Annotated in this window: 14 protein-coding genes and 2 pseudogenes; 7 read left to right on the top strand and 9 right to left on the bottom strand. The window is 41.9% G+C overall.

Translation table 11 applies throughout. The features are described 5' to 3' along the window. Nucleotides 1-202: 202 nt before the first annotated feature. The gene (locus J2X69_RS09655) at nucleotides 203-3,445 is read right to left on the bottom strand and encodes a PDZ domain-containing protein (RefSeq protein WP_310102200.1); all 3,243 of its coding nucleotides are present in this window, start codon (nucleotides 3,443-3,445) and stop codon (nucleotides 203-205) included. Nucleotides 3,446-3,711: 266 nt separating this feature from the next. Between J2X69_RS09655 and J2X69_RS09650 the strand changes: the two genes are divergently transcribed. From J2X69_RS09650 to J2X69_RS09640, 3 genes are all read left to right on the top strand, one after another. Continuing rightward, nucleotides 3,712-4,461 carry a CAP domain-containing protein gene (locus J2X69_RS09650; RefSeq protein WP_310102197.1) on the top strand — a complete coding sequence of 250 codons (750 nt, stop codon included), beginning with the start codon at nucleotides 3,712-3,714 and terminating at the stop codon, nucleotides 4,459-4,461. 187 nt (nucleotides 4,462-4,648) lie between these two features. Beyond that, nucleotides 4,649-5,152 carry a DUF937 domain-containing protein gene (locus J2X69_RS09645; protein ID WP_310102194.1) on the top strand — a complete coding sequence of 168 codons (504 nt, stop codon included), beginning with the start codon at nucleotides 4,649-4,651 and terminating at the stop codon, nucleotides 5,150-5,152. A 56-nt stretch (nucleotides 5,153-5,208) separates the two neighbouring features. Then, nucleotides 5,209-5,610: a hypothetical protein gene (locus J2X69_RS09640; protein ID WP_310102191.1), complete on the top strand. Its 402-nt coding sequence runs from the start codon at nucleotides 5,209-5,211 to the stop codon at nucleotides 5,608-5,610. 236 nt (nucleotides 5,611-5,846) lie between these two features. Here the strand turns inward: J2X69_RS09640 and J2X69_RS09635 are convergent, their stop codons facing one another. From J2X69_RS09635 to J2X69_RS09605, 8 genes and pseudogenes are all read right to left on the bottom strand, one after another. Further along, nucleotides 5,847-6,614, bottom strand: a complete 768-nt coding sequence (locus tag J2X69_RS09635) for a DUF1080 domain-containing protein (RefSeq protein ID WP_310102187.1) — start codon at nucleotides 6,612-6,614, stop codon at nucleotides 5,847-5,849. A 78-nt stretch (nucleotides 6,615-6,692) separates the two neighbouring features. Further along, nucleotides 6,693-7,127 (bottom strand): hypothetical protein, encoded by a 435-nt coding sequence (locus J2X69_RS09630; protein WP_310102185.1) that lies wholly within the window; start codon nucleotides 7,125-7,127, stop codon nucleotides 6,693-6,695. A gap of 106 nt (nucleotides 7,128-7,233) precedes the next feature. Further along, nucleotides 7,234-7,659 (bottom strand): energy transducer TonB, encoded by a 426-nt coding sequence (locus tag J2X69_RS09625; RefSeq protein WP_310102182.1) that lies wholly within the window; start codon nucleotides 7,657-7,659, stop codon nucleotides 7,234-7,236. 165 nt (nucleotides 7,660-7,824) lie between these two features. Continuing rightward, nucleotides 7,825-8,142 (bottom strand): annotated as a pseudogene (locus J2X69_RS24840) (energy transducer TonB); the annotation flags it as partial. A gap of 210 nt (nucleotides 8,143-8,352) precedes the next feature. Beyond that, nucleotides 8,353-8,727, bottom strand: a pseudogene (locus J2X69_RS24835) (M56 family metallopeptidase); the annotation flags it as partial. A gap of 359 nt (nucleotides 8,728-9,086) precedes the next feature. Further along, nucleotides 9,087-9,461 (bottom strand): BlaI/MecI/CopY family transcriptional regulator, encoded by a 375-nt coding sequence (locus J2X69_RS09615; protein ID WP_310102176.1) that lies wholly within the window; start codon nucleotides 9,459-9,461, stop codon nucleotides 9,087-9,089. A 179-nt stretch (nucleotides 9,462-9,640) separates the two neighbouring features. Beyond that, entirely contained in the window at nucleotides 9,641-10,477 is an 837-nt protein-coding gene (locus tag J2X69_RS09610; RefSeq protein ID WP_310102174.1) for a DUF4249 family protein, read from the bottom strand. Nucleotide 10,478: 1 nt separating this feature from the next. Beyond that, complete coding sequence (locus tag J2X69_RS09605) at nucleotides 10,479-12,881, bottom strand: TonB-dependent receptor (RefSeq protein WP_310102169.1); 2,403 nt, start codon at nucleotides 12,879-12,881, stop codon at nucleotides 10,479-10,481. A 143-nt stretch (nucleotides 12,882-13,024) separates the two neighbouring features. Between J2X69_RS09605 and J2X69_RS09600 the strand changes: the two genes are divergently transcribed. The 4 genes from J2X69_RS09600 (at nucleotide 13,025) to J2X69_RS09585 (ending at nucleotide 16,638) form a co-directional block, all read left to right on the top strand. Then, nucleotides 13,025-13,990 carry a VWA domain-containing protein gene (locus J2X69_RS09600; protein ID WP_310102166.1) on the top strand — a complete coding sequence of 322 codons (966 nt, stop codon included), beginning with the start codon at nucleotides 13,025-13,027 and terminating at the stop codon, nucleotides 13,988-13,990. Further along, nucleotides 13,991-14,635 carry a hypothetical protein gene (locus J2X69_RS09595; RefSeq protein WP_310102165.1) on the top strand — a complete coding sequence of 215 codons (645 nt, stop codon included), beginning with the start codon at nucleotides 13,991-13,993 and terminating at the stop codon, nucleotides 14,633-14,635. It begins immediately after the preceding gene. Beyond that, nucleotides 14,625-15,245, top strand: coding sequence for a hypothetical protein (locus J2X69_RS09590; RefSeq protein ID WP_310102162.1), 621 nt, complete (start codon nucleotides 14,625-14,627; stop codon nucleotides 15,243-15,245). Before J2X69_RS09595 ends, J2X69_RS09590 begins: the two co-directional genes overlap by 11 nt. Before the next feature lie 214 nt (nucleotides 15,246-15,459). Further along, nucleotides 15,460-16,638, top strand: coding sequence for an acetyl-CoA C-acyltransferase (locus tag J2X69_RS09585; protein ID WP_310102468.1), 1,179 nt, complete (start codon nucleotides 15,460-15,462; stop codon nucleotides 16,636-16,638). Nucleotides 16,639-16,644: the final 6 nt, after the last annotated feature.

Below are 16,644 nucleotides of genomic sequence, written 5' to 3'. Positions count from 1 at the left end.
AAAATCTGACACATAGATACTAATTCATGCAAGTTAACGTCTTGACTTGTTCTAGTTTTTCTAAGTTCTTACTTTAAATTCTGTCTTCTTGGACTAAAACTGTGATGTCCTGAAATAAAAATAGCACAGGGAAAATTCCCCGTGCTATCAAAACTATCCGATAAAATAGACCCTTTTTGGGAGGTCTAATCAAAGCTGCCGACTAATATCTATTCTCATAAGCAGGACGTGCAGGAGCATTGAATTTATCACTGCTGTTCAGCAGGCGCATCACTTCCTTGATAGCCGCCTCCAGCTGTGCATCTGTGCCTTTTGCAAGACTTTCGAAGTCTTCCACTACTTCGATGTCCGGATCCACGCCATATCCTTCCTTGAACCAAGTCCCATCCGGATCATACATTCTAAAGGTCGGTACCGTCACAGAACCTCCATCTATCAGGGAAGGTGCACCGGATATACCGATCAAACCACCCCAGGTACGTGTACCGATCAGCGGACCTATCTCACGCTTGCGGAAGTAATCAGGAAAAGCATCTCCACCGGAGCCTGAGAAGCCGTTGATCAGCATCACCTTGGGTCCAAAATTGCCTGAGGGAGGCCAAGCCCAGTCCTGTCCGTCACGGACTGCCCAGAATGCCAAAGGTTTGCGGTCCAACAATTCTACAAATCGGTCAGGAATCTGTCCACCGTTGTTAAAACGCTCATCGATAATCATCCCTTCTTTTTCCATCTGCCCATAGAACTGACGGAAAAGCTCATTTTGCCCATCTACTCCTGTACTAGGCACGAAAATATATCCGATGCGTCCATCAGTAGCTTCCTCCACTCTTTTGCGGAATTCATTTATCCACGCAAGATTCCGCAGTCTGGCTTCTGATTCCAGAGGTTCCACCAAAACCGTTTTGGAACCGGTCATTGAAGCGGAGCTATTTACCGTAAGCTGAACTGTCTTGCCTGCCAGCCCCTGAAGTGCTGCGTAAATTGATTTATCCGCATCAATAGGCTGACCATTGATAGCCAGAATATAATCTCCCTCTTTCACTTCCACACCTGCTCGGAGCAAAGGAGAACGGACCTCAACATCCCAAGGAGCTCCCTGTATTATTTTTTCAATTTTATAGGCACCATTCTCCAGTTTGAAATTGGCTCCCAAATACCCTACAGATATAGTAGGCCCTGACTCCATGTCTCCTCCGCCATTGTACGTGTGAGAAGCATTTAACTCCGCAATTAGATCTCCTATGATGATGTTCACATCCCGTCTCGATCCAGCCTGGGCGACCAAATCTCCATAGCGCTTACGCATCAGATCCCAGTCTACCCCATGCATATTGGGATCGTAGAAATAATCACGTTCAAATCTCCATACATCGTTGAAGATCTGTTTCCACTCTTCAGCGGGCACTACGGTCATCTGCATATCCCCCAGCGGAACAGTTTCTTCGATTTTCTGTCCGGGAGAAGGGTCAATTACAGCTAGTTTCCCATTGGAGAAAACCATTACTTTTTTGCGATCAGCAGAAAGAGAAAAACCACCTACTCCTTCGATCACTGTCTTGGATTCTTTCTCCTCAAAATCAAACAATTCCAAACTACTCTTGGAATCATCACTTGCCCCCGTATTTGGATGGCGGACGTAGAGAAGCTTTCCTTCCAATGAAGCAAGCCCTCCTATGTTCCCGCTCGGAATATCAAGCATTTCGATTCTGTTTTCGAAAGAAGAAAATTCGAAATCCACTCCTTTTGGTTCTTCTTTCTTATCCGCTTTTTTGTCATCTTCCTTTTCCGGCTTCTCCTCTTCTACTTTTATCTCATCATTTTTGAGAGAAATAAGTGAAGTGATTGTTGGATTGAGCGTACCTACTGCTACACCGGTAGTATTGGAGTAGATGAACGTATTATCGATATCGGAATATTGAGGGTCAAAATTCCGATCCGTTTTAAAGAAGAGATATTTTCCATCTTCGCTGAAGGTTGGTCTCTGATCAGTATAAAAACCTGAAGTAATCTGCGAAGACTTGCTTGTCTTAGTATCGTACACATAGAGTGCTGAGGTGGCACGGTTATTCTTTGAGAGGCTATAAGAAATGTACCTGCTATCAGGAGACCAACTTACTTCAAAACCCTGCAAATTGCCTTCAAACATGTACTTTCCCTTATCAATTATCTTTACTTCACCCGAGGTCGCATTTATCAGCATTACGTCCATTGCCTGATTCACACTCACAAGGTATTTGCTGTCAGGAGACCAAAAAATGTTGTAACCAAATCCGTTCTCGAATTTGGTGAGTGTTTTGGTTTGGGAATTAGAATCCAGGTTTTTGATTGTGAGTTGATATTCTCCGGTTTCATCAGACCAGTAGGCTATTTTTTTTCCATCCGGGGCAAACTCCGGATAGCGTTCTGCTACTCCCGAAGTATTGGTCATATTTGAAACAAATCCCTTTTTCGCAGGCAAATTAAAAATCTCCCCCCGTGCATTTGCCATCACACGATTTCCATCCGGAGATATACTTGCAGACATCAAGTCCGATTCAGCTTTTACGATTTTGGGAATCATTGTCTTTTGATCAGAAATAATCTGAATTTCTACCCGCTTAGTCTCACCTGAGACTATTTCGTAGAGGTATAAACTTCCTCCTGCTTCGAAAACTATTTCCTTTTCGCTATTGGAAGGAAAGGTGATGTCAAAGTCTTTGAATTCCGTCAGCTGCGTATTCTGTTTAGTTTTTAGGTCATATTTCCAGAGGTTATTGCGTTTCTCCGGGCCATTGTCAGACATGTAGTACACCGCCTCACCGATCCACATCGGCAGTTCGTCATTTGCGTCATTACTGGTAATGTTTTCTGTCTTGAAGTCAGTCAGGTTAAAGAGTAAAATATCAGGAGCTGTGCCACCTCTATATCTTTTCCAGTTTCTGTTTACCCTACTTTTATCAGTATAAGCAATAGTTTTTCCATCAGGAGAATAGGATGCAAATTCCCCATAAGGCACCGGCAATTTGGTAGGAGAACCTCCTGTAGCCGGTATAGTATAAAACTGGGAAAAACGCTCTTTGCCACTTTCCCTCCCTGAAGTAAATAATACAGATTTGCCATCAGGTGACCAGCCTTGCACATAATCAGGCATCCCATGATAAGTCAGACGCGTTGGAACTCCTCCCTCGGTGGGCATCACGTACACATCGACATTGCCGTTGTAATTGGCGGAAAATGCGATCTGCTTTCCATCAGGAGAAAACCGGGGATACATCTCCGGACCTGCAGGAGAAGTCAGGCGCTGGGCTACACCTCCCTGCTTTGGCACTACCCAAATATCATCACCGAATGTAAAAGTAATCTGCGTGTCGGACACATCAGGCAGCTGCATTAGTCTGGCATCTGTCTGCGCCTGACTCAGCAATGGGGCCGTCAAAATCGATAAGCCTAAAATGAATTTTCTCATAATTACGTAACTAAGTTGGATTTAATATTCTAGTTTAAATTACAATTGGACTTTAATATCCTCTGCTCAAAGTTTGCAAAAGCACAGGGATATTTGCTAAAGAATTAATGGATAGCAAGGAGTATTTACCTGTAGACAGAAAAAACAGTACCATTTCGAAATGCACAATTTAAGTGATTGATCTTAAGTATACTAAATAATTTCATTCAAAAACACTGTCTCAAAACCGTACAATATTTTTGTTCAATAACACACAAATCTATTGCATGAATAAAATATTTGGGCCGATTTTTCGTCTTGAAAAAAGATTTAATTCCGAGACCCTTTTAAAAAAAATCATCAAATTGACTTTACGATTTCTCTCCATTACCCTATTTCTTTTCACCCATACCTTACCGGCCCAAACTTGGATTCCCTCAGACTACAACCGCTTCACACCTGAACAGTTTTTTGAGCTTGCCGCAGTAAACCAAACAATCAATTATAAGAAGATAGATAGGGGGCTGCTACAGGCCGCTATGTTCTATGCCACCAATGAAGAACGGATCAAATACGGTTTGCCTCCCTTCGAGCATTCTGATCAGATCGAGAAAGTGGCTTCCGATCATGCAAATGACATGGTCAATTATAATTTCTATTCCCATGTAAGTAGAGTGAAAGGAAAAAAAACCATAGGCGACCGCTTTGCCAATGAAGGAATTAAGCGAATGCTGATAGGGGAAAATATAAGTTCATCCATAGGATTGCAATATCAGACGGGCAGGAAAATAAATATTCCACATAGCGGTGGAATGTACACCTATGCCAATGACCGGCGCGAAGTAATTCTGCCCCACACATACCTTAGCTATGCGAGAGAAGTAGTTCAGCTATGGATGGGATCACCACCTCACAGAAAGAGTATTCTTAATCCTCACTTCGAGCAACTGGGATGCGGTTCTCAGGTATACAACAACCGTGAATCTCAAAATATCCCCTACTTGATGGGAGTCCAATGCTTTGGCAGTAAGGAATAGTAAAAGTACCTGTAATGATGATGTCCAATTAGTTTATCATTCAGTATGCTTCCATCAGGAAATTGTAAGTCTGAGGTTCTTTTGATTAAGTGGCTCACTTCCTACCGGACAACCGCGTATTTTCCGGATTTTTAATTGGATTCCTTTATCAATTTGAAGAAATTAGATCAACCAAATTTTTAAAATCATGCTAGATCAATTGTTAAACATGGCGGAATTACCTCTTCAGGAAATGCTTGCCGGAATGAATCAGAATCAGGCTGGAGCATCTGCCTCGGTATTAAAGGAGACAATACTATCAATTGTACAAAAACAGGTAGCCTCAGGAGACCTGACTGCAATCAAGGAGATGTTTTCCGGTAGTGAAACCTCACCTGCCAGTTCTGTGATAAAAAACCTGCAAGGCGATGTATCCGAGGGACTAATGGACAAACTGGGGATCACCAAGGAACAAGCGATGGGTATAGCTGCCGCAGCACTTCCAATGGTTATGAATTTTTTCAATAAACGGGTGAATGATGCCCCGCAGGACAATAATGACATCATGTCCTCCATCATTTCATCTCTTCAGGGAGGTCAGGGAAAAGTTGCCACTTCAGATTTGCTGGGATCTCTTCTGCGGAATGGAGGTGGAAATGGAGGTATGGATCTGGGTGGCTTGATGAGTATGGGCAAAGGACTATTCAAATAATCAGGGCAAACTCCGGACACCAAAACATTAATCATACAAACCAATTTCAACTTACTATGAACAAATTGAAATTTATCTTAAGCTTTGCTCTTCTCCTTGTCCTATCGGCAACTGTCAATGCCCAGACAGTCAAGTCTAAAATGAACCTTCCTGAGATGGATCTTTCCACCCAATTGTTGGGTATTCTTAATACTACCGGTGGATTGGATTTGAACTCCGATCAAAAAGAAAAACTTACCCAGGAAAATTCCAGTTTTGTAAATCAACTCATGGATATCAACAAAAGCGGAAAATCTGATGACGAAAAAAAGACTGCCTTCCTTGGATTGAAGAATAACAGAGCCAAGTTTTTGACAGGGTTATTGGGAAATGATATGTTCAAAAAATATTCAGGTCAAATCCTGAAATCCATTAATCCAATGAAAAGCAAATTAGGTCTTGCAGCATTGGCATTCTAGGATAAATACTCTATTGGGATTAGACGGAATAGTGCCGGAAGCCATGTTTTCTTTAGTTTAAAGCTGGATGACGGATGACCCGCCGCAGCGGGCAGGCCGAAGTGACCTTGATGTTGTTGGCTAAATCCTATAATGTTTTAAATTCTTTACTGGCAGAAAAGCGGATACAAACATATTCTATAAAAAAAATAGGCTTGGAGTTTTTCCAAGCCTATTTTTTTTTGTTGACTTTAAAATTAAAGCTCCCTCACCCAGATATTTCTGAATCTTACAGGGTTTCCGTGATCCTGAAGTTTGATTGGCAATTTCTCAGGATGTGCCTTATAATTTGGTATGCCGATGTATTCAGTTGGCCCCTTTAGGATCACATGATTCTGAACCAACACGCCATTCATCAAGACTGTCACGGTAGCAGGAGAAGTTAAAATCCCATCCTTGTTGAAGCGTGGAGCCTTGAAGATGATGTCGTAATAATTCCACTCTCCCGCAGGCCTTAGCGCCATTGCCAATGGAGGAAACTGCTTGTAGATACTTCCAGCCTGTCCATTTGTATAGGTTTTGCTTTCGTAGCTGTCCAATACCTGCACTTCATACATACCCATCAAGAAGAACCCGGAGTTGCCTCTTCCCTGGCCTTCACCCACAATTTCAGTCGGTGCGGACCACTCCACGTGATACTGTGCATCTCCAAAAGGCAGTTTGGATTGTATATCTCCTTTTCCTTTGGCTACTACCAATTCACCATTTTCTATAGTCCATTCTGCCGGGCTTGAGCCGTCTTTTGCACTGACGAATCCATTCAGGCTAGTACCGTCAAAAAGTACAATAGCATCTGAAGGAGGAGCGGTATTGTTAGCTCCGGGAGTAACTTTTGGAGGAACGGGAGTATAAAATTCCGTTGCTTCGGGATTCATTGCCGGAGGAGTTTTTTCTTGAGCACTTGCGACAGAACTCAAAGTCAATGCACTAGCTACAACAGCAAGTGTGAAGATTCTCTTTTTCATACATTAGATTATTTAGGGAAAAGAACTACGGGGGAAATTACTCCAATTTGCCCTCAATCAAAAAACCATTGGTGGATTTTACTTGGAATAGGTTAAAGTAATTTTACCCACCAACTCTCCTTTTGGAGTTTCTAAGGTGACATCTTCCTGAATAATCAACTCTCTTTCTGTGATTTTAAGCAGTTTGTAAACCACCTCATTTCCATCTGCTACCTGAGTGATCAATTGACCGTCTTCCAGCTTCCACGTACCTTTCCCGTTGTCATATTCACCTACCAACTTCTCGTAAGTTCCATCTTCATTTAGAATCAATTTACTGTTAAGATGTTGCTGTATTCCTCCATTGACCGTAATAACAAGATCCGGCCCTGCCGTTCTAATGAATAAATGATCAGATCCTTCCCAAGTCCCGATTAGCTTTTTTTCTATGCTGCCCGAACAGGAGAAACAGGTCAGTAAAATCAGTAAAGCCCCCATTACTGAGAAAGTCCAAATTGAATTGGTTTTGTTCATTGATAGAATTACTAAATAAATTTTGCTAAACTAGATCATTTGGCTAGAAACAAAAAAAACACCTGAAGAATCTCCGGGTGTTTTTTAAAACATAAACTTAACGTACTTATAATCTAAAATTTACGGGAAGCATCATCTGAGTGTTCACTACTTGCCCGTCTTTTTTCCCGGGTTTCCATTTAGGAGATTCTTTTACCAATCGCAGAACTTCTTCGTCACAGCCTCCGCCTATCCCGCTGACAATCTCGGCATTGGAGATCTCACCGGTTGTCTGCACTACAAAAGAGATCAAAACCCTCCCTTCCACATTAGCTTTTCTTGCAGCTTTGGGATACTTCATGTTTTTAGCCAAGTAGTCATTCCACCCATCAATTCCGTCAGAAGGCATGGGCATTTCATCTACTTCCTGATGGATTTCCCCAGATTCTGTCTGGGCAAAAGATGATTGATTAGGCAGAGCAAAAACTAAAAGCATAGCCATCAGAATAAGTGAAGCTGCTTTTATAGGGGGATTTTGGATTGTTAGTTTCATGGTTTGTTGTTTAGATATATTTTTTATTCGCATCAATAATGCGGTGTGCTCAGAAGTATTGAAGTCACTTTTTTGACCGGGTAGATTAATAGGATGCCGGAATCTCAATGATGAAAGAAAAATCATCTGTTGCCGATACATTGACATCTACCCCTCATTTCCTTTTCATCCCAGCTTAAATCGTACTGGAAGTCTCATTCGGGTATTAACGGCCACCCCACTCTGAGATCCAGGTGTCCAGTCAGGCGCGTTTTCTATCACACGGATGGCCTCTTCATCAGCACCACCCCCAATACCTCTAAGCACATCCACGTCTGAAATACTTCCATCCGCATTGACCACAAAGACTACAATCACAGTCCCTTCGATTCCCATTCTCCTAGCCTGAGCAGGATAGTTCAAATTATTACCCAGATAATTATTCCAACTCTCCATACCTCCAGGAGGATTTGGTTGCACTTGTACTACATCAAAAATTTCTTCTCCATCCTTAGCTAATACCCTAGCTGCCATATCAGAAGGACCTATTTTGACTGTTGAGGATTCTCCGGCCATAGTCGGTGCTTCTATATCTTCTTCCGGAGTCATTTCGCAAGAAAACACGAAAAACAGGGCTGCCAACACGGGAATTGCAAGCAGAAATCTACGCATTTCCCTCTTTTGGGATTGTGGTTTACTCATCATAATAATTCGCTTTTTGGTTTGAAATTGGTTGAAGTTGTTCATGAAGTGCCAGCCTTGTCCCCCGGTGATCATCTGTAGTAAAAGCCCGGAATACTCTTTCTTGGAGTAAGTGGAAGTTACTCCCTGATCAGCCTGATATTCATGCACTTCCCGAAGAGATTTCTCAAACTGATAGATCAGTGGATTAAACCAAAAAATAATTTTGGCGAACTGTACCAGCAGCAAATCCCAACTATGCTTCAAGCGCACATGAACCGACTCATGCAGCACTATCTGCTTCTGTTCAGATCTATTTGGATCGAAGTCAGGCAGCAATATGTAGCTGAAAAAAGACGCAGGAATAAACTTGGGATGCACCGCTATCCAATAATCCTGGTAATGCATCAACTTCGACTTACCTAGCAAGCGCTGCGAAGTGAAAAATCCCAAGATCAAGTGAACCGTCATCACGACCACACCGGCCAGATAAGTGTAGAAAACGATTTGCTGCCAAGAGAAACTTACCGCCTGCTGAGTGACTTCCTTACCTACCAAAAATTCAGGAAGTAAAACTTCAGCTGTCCCAATTGATACCATTCCCAACTTAAAAGACAGCATGGGAATAATAAACGACAGCATCAACATACTGAGTAAAATCACCCGATTCAGTGTAAAAAAAGTCAATTCACTCAATACGAATCGATAGAAAAGTACGGTGATGGCAACACAGATGCTCGCCTCGGCTAGATAGATTAGGATTGAATTCATGACTCAGTAGGTTTGTCCATATCATCGATCATCTTCTGTAGGTCTTCAATTTCCTTGTCAGAAATCTTATTTTCCTTCACCATAAAAGAGAGGAAGTTCCCCACCGAACCTTCAAAATAATGCTTCACCAATTGATTCACACTTTTTTTGCTGTAGTCAGCCTGTGTGATCAGAGGGAAATAAAGGTGAGTGGTGCCGTAAGCTTTGTGATCCAGATATCCCTTCTTCTCAAGCAGCTTGATAGAAGATGCCAAGGTGGTGTAAGGGGGCTTTGGATCTGGAAGCTCTTCAAGTACATCCCGGACAAGCGCTTTTTCGAGTTTCCAAAAAATCCGCATTATCCTTTCTTCGTTGTTATTCAATTCGTTCATACCCCTAATGTACAAACGATTTTTTAAGAAACCTACGATTTTTTCGTATTAAAACGAAAAATCCTTAAGCCGAGAAATCGACTAAAAAAAACAGGAGCACAGACATGTTTAAATTCATTGTCTGCACTCCTTTAAGTAAAATCATACACTATGAATTGCCCGAAGTTCTCTATCTTCTCTCAGTTATCTTCCGGCTCAATGATCACTATGGATGTTAAAATCGGCGTTACACTGAAATAACCCAATACATCCGTACTCCCGGCTAGTACGCTAATATTCGTATCGGGATTCTGAGGAGGAGGGCTAAATAATCCGCCATCACTGTAAAGAAGATTGACTAACTGCACTAGGTAATCGTAGGGTTCCTTGTTTAATCTATACAGCTCCAGTCTTACTTGATCCCCCACTTCAAAGTCGTATCCCAACTCAAGTCCCTTTTCAAAAATAGTAAGGCCAAATGTATCATCAAAAAGCAGGTAATCTTCCCGATCATTCTTTAGTGTATCATTCTGTATCACACGAATTCTGTAGTAATTATCATCTTCAAAAGGTATTTTCCCATACACTTTAATATAATACCCCTCATCTCTAAAAAGTCTTTCCGGTTGGTATTCGTAAGTCACGCTATCTACAATTGGCGGTTCCAGCATCTCACCAGCTGCGGTGTATTCGTTCTCTTCCCATTTCACAAACAACTGATACATTTCTCCTATTTGAGCTACATGGCTAGGTGATGCAGGTCTATAACTGGAAGATTGGGGGTCAAAAGAAAAAGGGATGGTTTCTTTAGTTCCTGAATTGAGGACATAAACCTGAGCATCCCGTATCACGTCCACCGCTCCACCATCAAAGTAATTCTGTGACAGTGTCACCTTCACCTCATTATAAAAAGGCCTATCTGACCATGTCGCCTCAATCACAGGTATTCTGGAATCAGCTGAACGCAAAGGCAGTTCAACTTCCTCCTGGCAGGAAAAAGCTAAACTTGCAAGGAGTACTATGCTAATTTTCTTCATGTTAAAACTCAAAATTATACGTAATAGAAGGCAAAAATGTGAATAGGTAAGTCATCACAATTCCTTGCCTCACTGATTCTATAGGACCATCGTCGGTTCTGCTATACTTGATATCATCATTATAGATTTCTCTGAACTCATAAGAGAAAGGATTTTTTCGTCCATATAGGTTGTAAATGCTAAAATTCCAGCTTCCTCTCCATTTTCTTCCTTTATCGGCATTTTTCCACGTGACAGATGCATCCATTCTATGGTAATCAGGAAACCTGTCTTGATTTCTATACTTAGAATAAAGCGGTACTGCCTGCAAATCAACTGAATAAATTCCCACCGGAAATGAAACCGCCTGACCTGTGGTATATATGAATGTCATTCCTGCCGACCAGGAAGGCGAAAACTCATGATTTAAAACTAAAGTAATATCATGAGGTCGATCATATCGGGGATTGTATTTCAATCCTTCAGAGACTCCGGGGGTTTTACGCCAGGAGCGGGACCAAGTATAGGCCAGCCATCCCGTGGTTTTTCCTACATTTTTTCTCAACAAAAATTCAGCCCCATAAGCCCAACCGTTTCCGGAAAGTATTTCTGTCTCAATTTGATCAGTAAATAGAATTTGGGCACCATTTCTCAAATCAATTATATTTTTAAAATCCTTATAATATCCTTCTACAGAGAATTCCCATCGATTATTATCAAAATTCCGAAATAGCCCAAGTGAAACTTGGTCCGACCTTATCGGAGGAACATATGTCCCCGCCAGCATCCATCGGTCTATAGGCAATCCTGCAGAGCTATTGGATGCGATCTGAACGTATTGGAAGTTTCTGTTATAGGCTGTCTTGAGAGAAAATTCATCGTTGATTAAATATCTAAATGCAACTCTCGGCTCCAACCCTTGATAGAACTTAATCTGTTCAAATTTCTTATAATTTAGGGTATCTATAATCTGCGCATTGGGTGTAGGTACACCACCTTCATAGGCATAATCCACTCCTTTGCCTACTTGATTGTAAAAACCCCATCTAAGTCCTGCTTCTGCGCTCAATTTGGGCGTAACCTCATAGGTAAGTCCCGCAAACAGATTATTAAGCAATCCATTTTTCGGGTTTGTATCGATTTGCTGGATATTACTATCCCTGCCAGGATTCAGGGCTATGGGTGCGAAATGGTAATACTGGCTGTGAAAACCCCAATAAGTCTGAAAAGATTCACCTTTAACGTAGGTCCAGATGCCTTTCATGCCTGATTCGGAAAGGTTATTTTTCCACTCAAAGCCAGCGCTTGACTCGTCAAATTCCACACTGTAATCATACCTGGAATGATATCCTTGTAAATCAAAGAACAGCTTATCCGAGATATTTCTATTCCATTGAGCAGAAGACACCCAATTGGTCCAACCTAATCCGAATTGGTCATCCAGACCAAGGAAATCACTTCCCCGGTAACTTGAAACAGTCAGCTTATCTTTTTCACCCAGAATAAAAGACAGTTTCCCACTGAGATCATAAAAGTTCAGCTTATTGTTATTGACATCCTTATCGTTTGATAGCTTCAGAAAGAGGTCTGCGTAAGTTCTTCGTGCAGAAATCACAAAAGTTGATTTGTCAGAAAATAACGGTCCATCCAAAGTCAATCTGGACGAAATGGTTCCTATCCCTCCCTCTCCGTGAATTTGTTGGTTATTTCCTTCACGCAATGAAACATCAATCAAAGACGATAATCTTCCTCCAAAAGAAGCTGGCATATTACCCTTGTAAAGCTCCACCTGAGCCAGCGCATCGGGATTGAACACAGAGAAAAATCCAAAGAAATGTGAAGGATTATAAACAGGCGCACCGTCCAGCTGCACCAAATTCTGATCAGCGGAGCCTCCACGGACAAAAAGGCCTGTAGTCCCCTCTCCTGCGGTCTGAACACCAGGGAGCAGCTGCAAACTTCTAAGCAGATCTACTTCACCAAACAGTGCCGGAATATTTTTAATGGTAGCGATGGGAATTGTTGCTTTGCCGGTTTCAATATTGCGAACCTGCTCATCCGGTCTTCTCTCCTGAATAATAATTTCATCCAGAGACATTTCTTCAGCTTTTAAGAAAAAACGCTGTGCTTTATCAAGGTCTTTTGCTGTAATTACCCGTGTAGAACTTTCAAACCCCACAAAAGAAACTACCAAGCGGGCAGGAAGCGATTTGATTTCTATCCGAAAAGTCCCATCCTCTTCAGAAATCACTCCGGTGGAGATATCCCCTTCCCAGTAAACGCTTGCCCCCGGAAGTGGAGAGGAGTTGCCCGAATCAAGTACTTGTGCGGTGAAAAAACCGTTTTTTTGAGCGTTAACCTCAAAAAAAGATAAAAAGAAAATGAAAAAGAAAATGAAATTACTCCGTTTGGCAGTTGCCTTCATGCTGCGTTTTTTTGAAAACTATATTCAAAGCTACACGATTCAAAAAAATTAATGTTTGTTAATTATTAATAACATTTGAATTTATGGTCGCCAGTTACGCCATTCTTCCTTTCAAAGTAATCTTTATTTTATAATTTCAGGTCATGATTTGGGCATATCCGGACGTAAAACTCACCCTCTTGCTAGCCGGCATTTTCGGCTTGCTGTATTTTATTTATCTATTTCGCTACTGGAAAATCAATAGTAGACTCGAAGTACAAAAGCGCAGACTGTTCACCAAAGTGGTAATCAGAACGGTTTATTTTGTGCTGTTTCTCATTGCATTTGCCGGACCATCCATAGGTACGACCCTGAAAGAAATTCAGGAAGAGGGCAAAGACATCTTTATAGCAATAGATTTATCTCAGTCTATGAATGCCACGGATGTAGGACCTAGCCGGCTTCAGCGTATTAAGTTTGAGTTGAAAAACCTAACAAAAAGTTTTCCTTCGGATAGAATAGGATTGATTATTTTCAGTTCTGAAGCATTTCTTCAGTGCCCTCTTACCTTTGATCAAAGTGTGCTTCAATTGCATATCGATGGTTTGAATACAGGATTGGTTCCCAATTCCGGTACAGACCTCAATGGACCACTGAGAATGGCTGAACAAAAATTTCTCAACGATGAAAGCCAGGAAGTGAAAGCCAAGTCAATCATTCTAATTTCTGACGGAGAAAATTTCGGCGATGATCTAGGGGAAATTGGCTCCAAATTGAATAATGAAGGAATAAAAGTGTTCTCATTAGGAATAGGAACGACAAGTGGAAGCAGTATCCCCAGAGGAAACGGTCTGGTGATTGATCCTCAGACAGGCAAACCTGCACAAACTGCTCTTGATCGCTCATCCCTTCAGAAAATCGCTGCCGAGACAGATGGACAATACTTTGAGATTTCTGATGAAGTTCAGGAAATCGGAAATTTAATTTCTGCATTAGAACGGCTAGAGGGCGGAGTCACCGGATCTAGAATTGTGGAAGCTTCCGCAAATAAGTATTTTTATTTTCTTTTGGCCGGCTTAGTCCTTTCTTTGCTGGACATGATGTTACCAATCAAAACTATCAAATTGTAAATGAGCTGGAGTAAGCTAATATTGGCTGTTTTTCTTCTGATTCCCGCATCCTGGACTCGGGTTTCCCGATTGAATTCTGCCATAAATCTGGCAGGAGAAAGCTACGCCAAAGCTGAATACGAACAGTCAATCACAAACCATCAGATTCTAATTGATGAATTCGGATATTCTTCACCTGAACTGGATTATAATCTGGGACTCAGCAATCAATATGCTGAGAAGCCGGAAGAGGCCGGTGCTTTTTATGACAAGGCTTCTGTATCCTCAAACAAGATGCTTGCCTCCTTTGCTTTCAATCAGGGAGGAGTATTACTGGGAAATAAAAAAGAATACGAACCAGCACTGAGCAAATTTAAATCTGCCTTGATCCAAGATCCTAATAATGAGGTAGCCCGACACAATTATGAATTGCTGGCAAGATGGTTACAACGTGATCAAGAACGCAAAGACCAAGATGAAAACAAGCCTGATCCTTCTGAGTTTGCCAAGCGCAAAAAAGCTGAAGCAGACAGAATGGTGGAACAATTCCGCTTCAAAGATGCGTTTAACCTAATGAATGAAGCTTTGCAACAAGATGAAACCGTTGCGGCTTACCAGCAGTTTATCAGTAGTCTTCAAGAAATCACAGAGATCGATGAAAAATAAAATTCTAATACTTCTGGGATTGGCTTTTACTCTTAGCATTGCGTCTAGTATTGCCCAAACTTCCGGAGAATACTTTAACCGTGCTGCCCGTTCTTATGTAAAAACTGAAAAGGATCAAGCTTTAGCTACAGTCAATGATGGGTTGTCCAAATATCCAAGTGATGCCAAACTTCAGGCTTTGAAAGAAAAGCTGGAAAAAGAGCAGGAAGAACAAGACAAGCAGGACCAACAAAACCAGCAGAATCAAGATCAACAACAGAAGCAACAGCAGGAAGATCAACAGAGTCAGGGTGAAGATGGGGAGCAGCAAGAATCCAAGGAAGACGGCGACAAAACCGATGAGGATAAAGCCAAAGAATCCCAATCCGGCGATCCATCTGAGAAGAGTGATGATAAGCCCGGCGAAAATGCCAATGACCAAATGGATGCCAATCTAGCTGACAAGCAAAAGGCTATGGAGGAGTTTAAAGAAAAGCTAAAAGCAATGAATCTCACTCCTGAGCAAGCCGCACAAATACTCGAAAGCATGAACGCTGCAGAGCTACGCTACATTCAGCAAAACAAGAAAAAAGCCACTGAAAGGCCTAAAAGAGGGATTCCTGATTGGTAATAGATAGATATAAGATTTTAGACACAAGATTCAAGACTGGTAAATCCGGAGTATTTAACGTCTTGTAACCCAATGAATTTAATTTATGCAATTGGTCATCTTATTCTAATTTCTTGATTCTAAGTTCTTGGCTCTATGTTTCAGTTCCTTGGCTCTTAGATCTAATGTCTAGTATCTAAAATCTAGCGTCTCATTTTAAACCCAAATAAACATGATCAAAGAAGTATACATCGTTTCAGCCGTGAGAACTCCTTTGGGGAGTTTTGGAGGTAAGCTAGCCGGACTTACAGCAGTGGAGCTCGGAAGTGCAGCCATTAAGGGAGCGCTCACCAAAGCCGGTGTTAAATCGGAGGAGGTTCAGGAAGTTTTTATGGGAAATGTGATTTCCGCTAACCTGGGGCAAGCTCCGGCCAGACAGGCTTCTATCGGGGCAGGAATTGGCTACAACGTTCCTTGTACCACAGTGAACAAAGTCTGTGCTTCCGGTATGAAGGCCGTTATGTTTGGCGCACAGTCTATCATGCTTGGGATCAATGATGTAGTGGTGGCAGGAGGAATGGAAAGCATGTCAAATGTGCCGTTCTATGTACCACAGGCAAGGTTTGGCTATAAATACGGTAATGCAGAATTTATAGACGGCTTGGTAAAAGACGGGCTTTTCGAAGTGTATTATAAATTCCCGATGGGAAATTGTGCAGATAATACGGCCAAAGAAATGAATATTTCCCGGGAAGCTCAGGATGCCTATGCCATCCAATCCTACCAACGCTCGGCTGATTCTTGGGCCAAAGGCTACTTCAAAGATGAAGTCATCCCGGTAGAAATCAAAGGTAGAAAAGGCGAAACTATCCTCATCGATGAGGACGAGGAATATAAGAATGTGATGTTTGACAAAATCCCTTCACTTCGACCGGTATTTGACAAGGAAGGAACAGTCACAGCTGCGAATGCTTCCACTATGAATGACGGAGCATCAGCTTTGGTATTAGTCAGCAAGGAAAAAGCGGAGGAATTGGGATTAACACCTCTGGCAAAAATCAGGGGATTTGCCGATGCCGCCACCGATCCGCTTTGGTTTACCACTGCCCCTGCCCTAGCGATACCAAAAGCAATAAAGCATGCAGGATTGACTGCAGAAGACATTGATTTCTACGAAATCAACGAAGCCTTTTCTGCTGTGGCACTAGCCAATCAAAAAGAGTTGAACCTGGACAATGACAAAATCAATGTCTTTGGTGGAGCTGTTTCTTTGGGGCATCCGCTTGGAGCTTCGGGTGCCAGAATCATCAGCACCTTGAACTCTGTACTACATCAGAGGAATGGTAAAATCGGTGTTGCAGGCATTTGCAACGGAGGCGGTGGAGCCTCGGCGATAGTTATTGAGAAAATGTAATCAGAA

Source organism: Algoriphagus sp. 4150 (assembly GCF_031457395.1).
Classification (GTDB): domain Bacteria; phylum Bacteroidota; class Bacteroidia; order Cytophagales; family Cyclobacteriaceae; genus Algoriphagus.
This window is presented reverse-complemented; position numbering and strand designations above follow the sequence as displayed.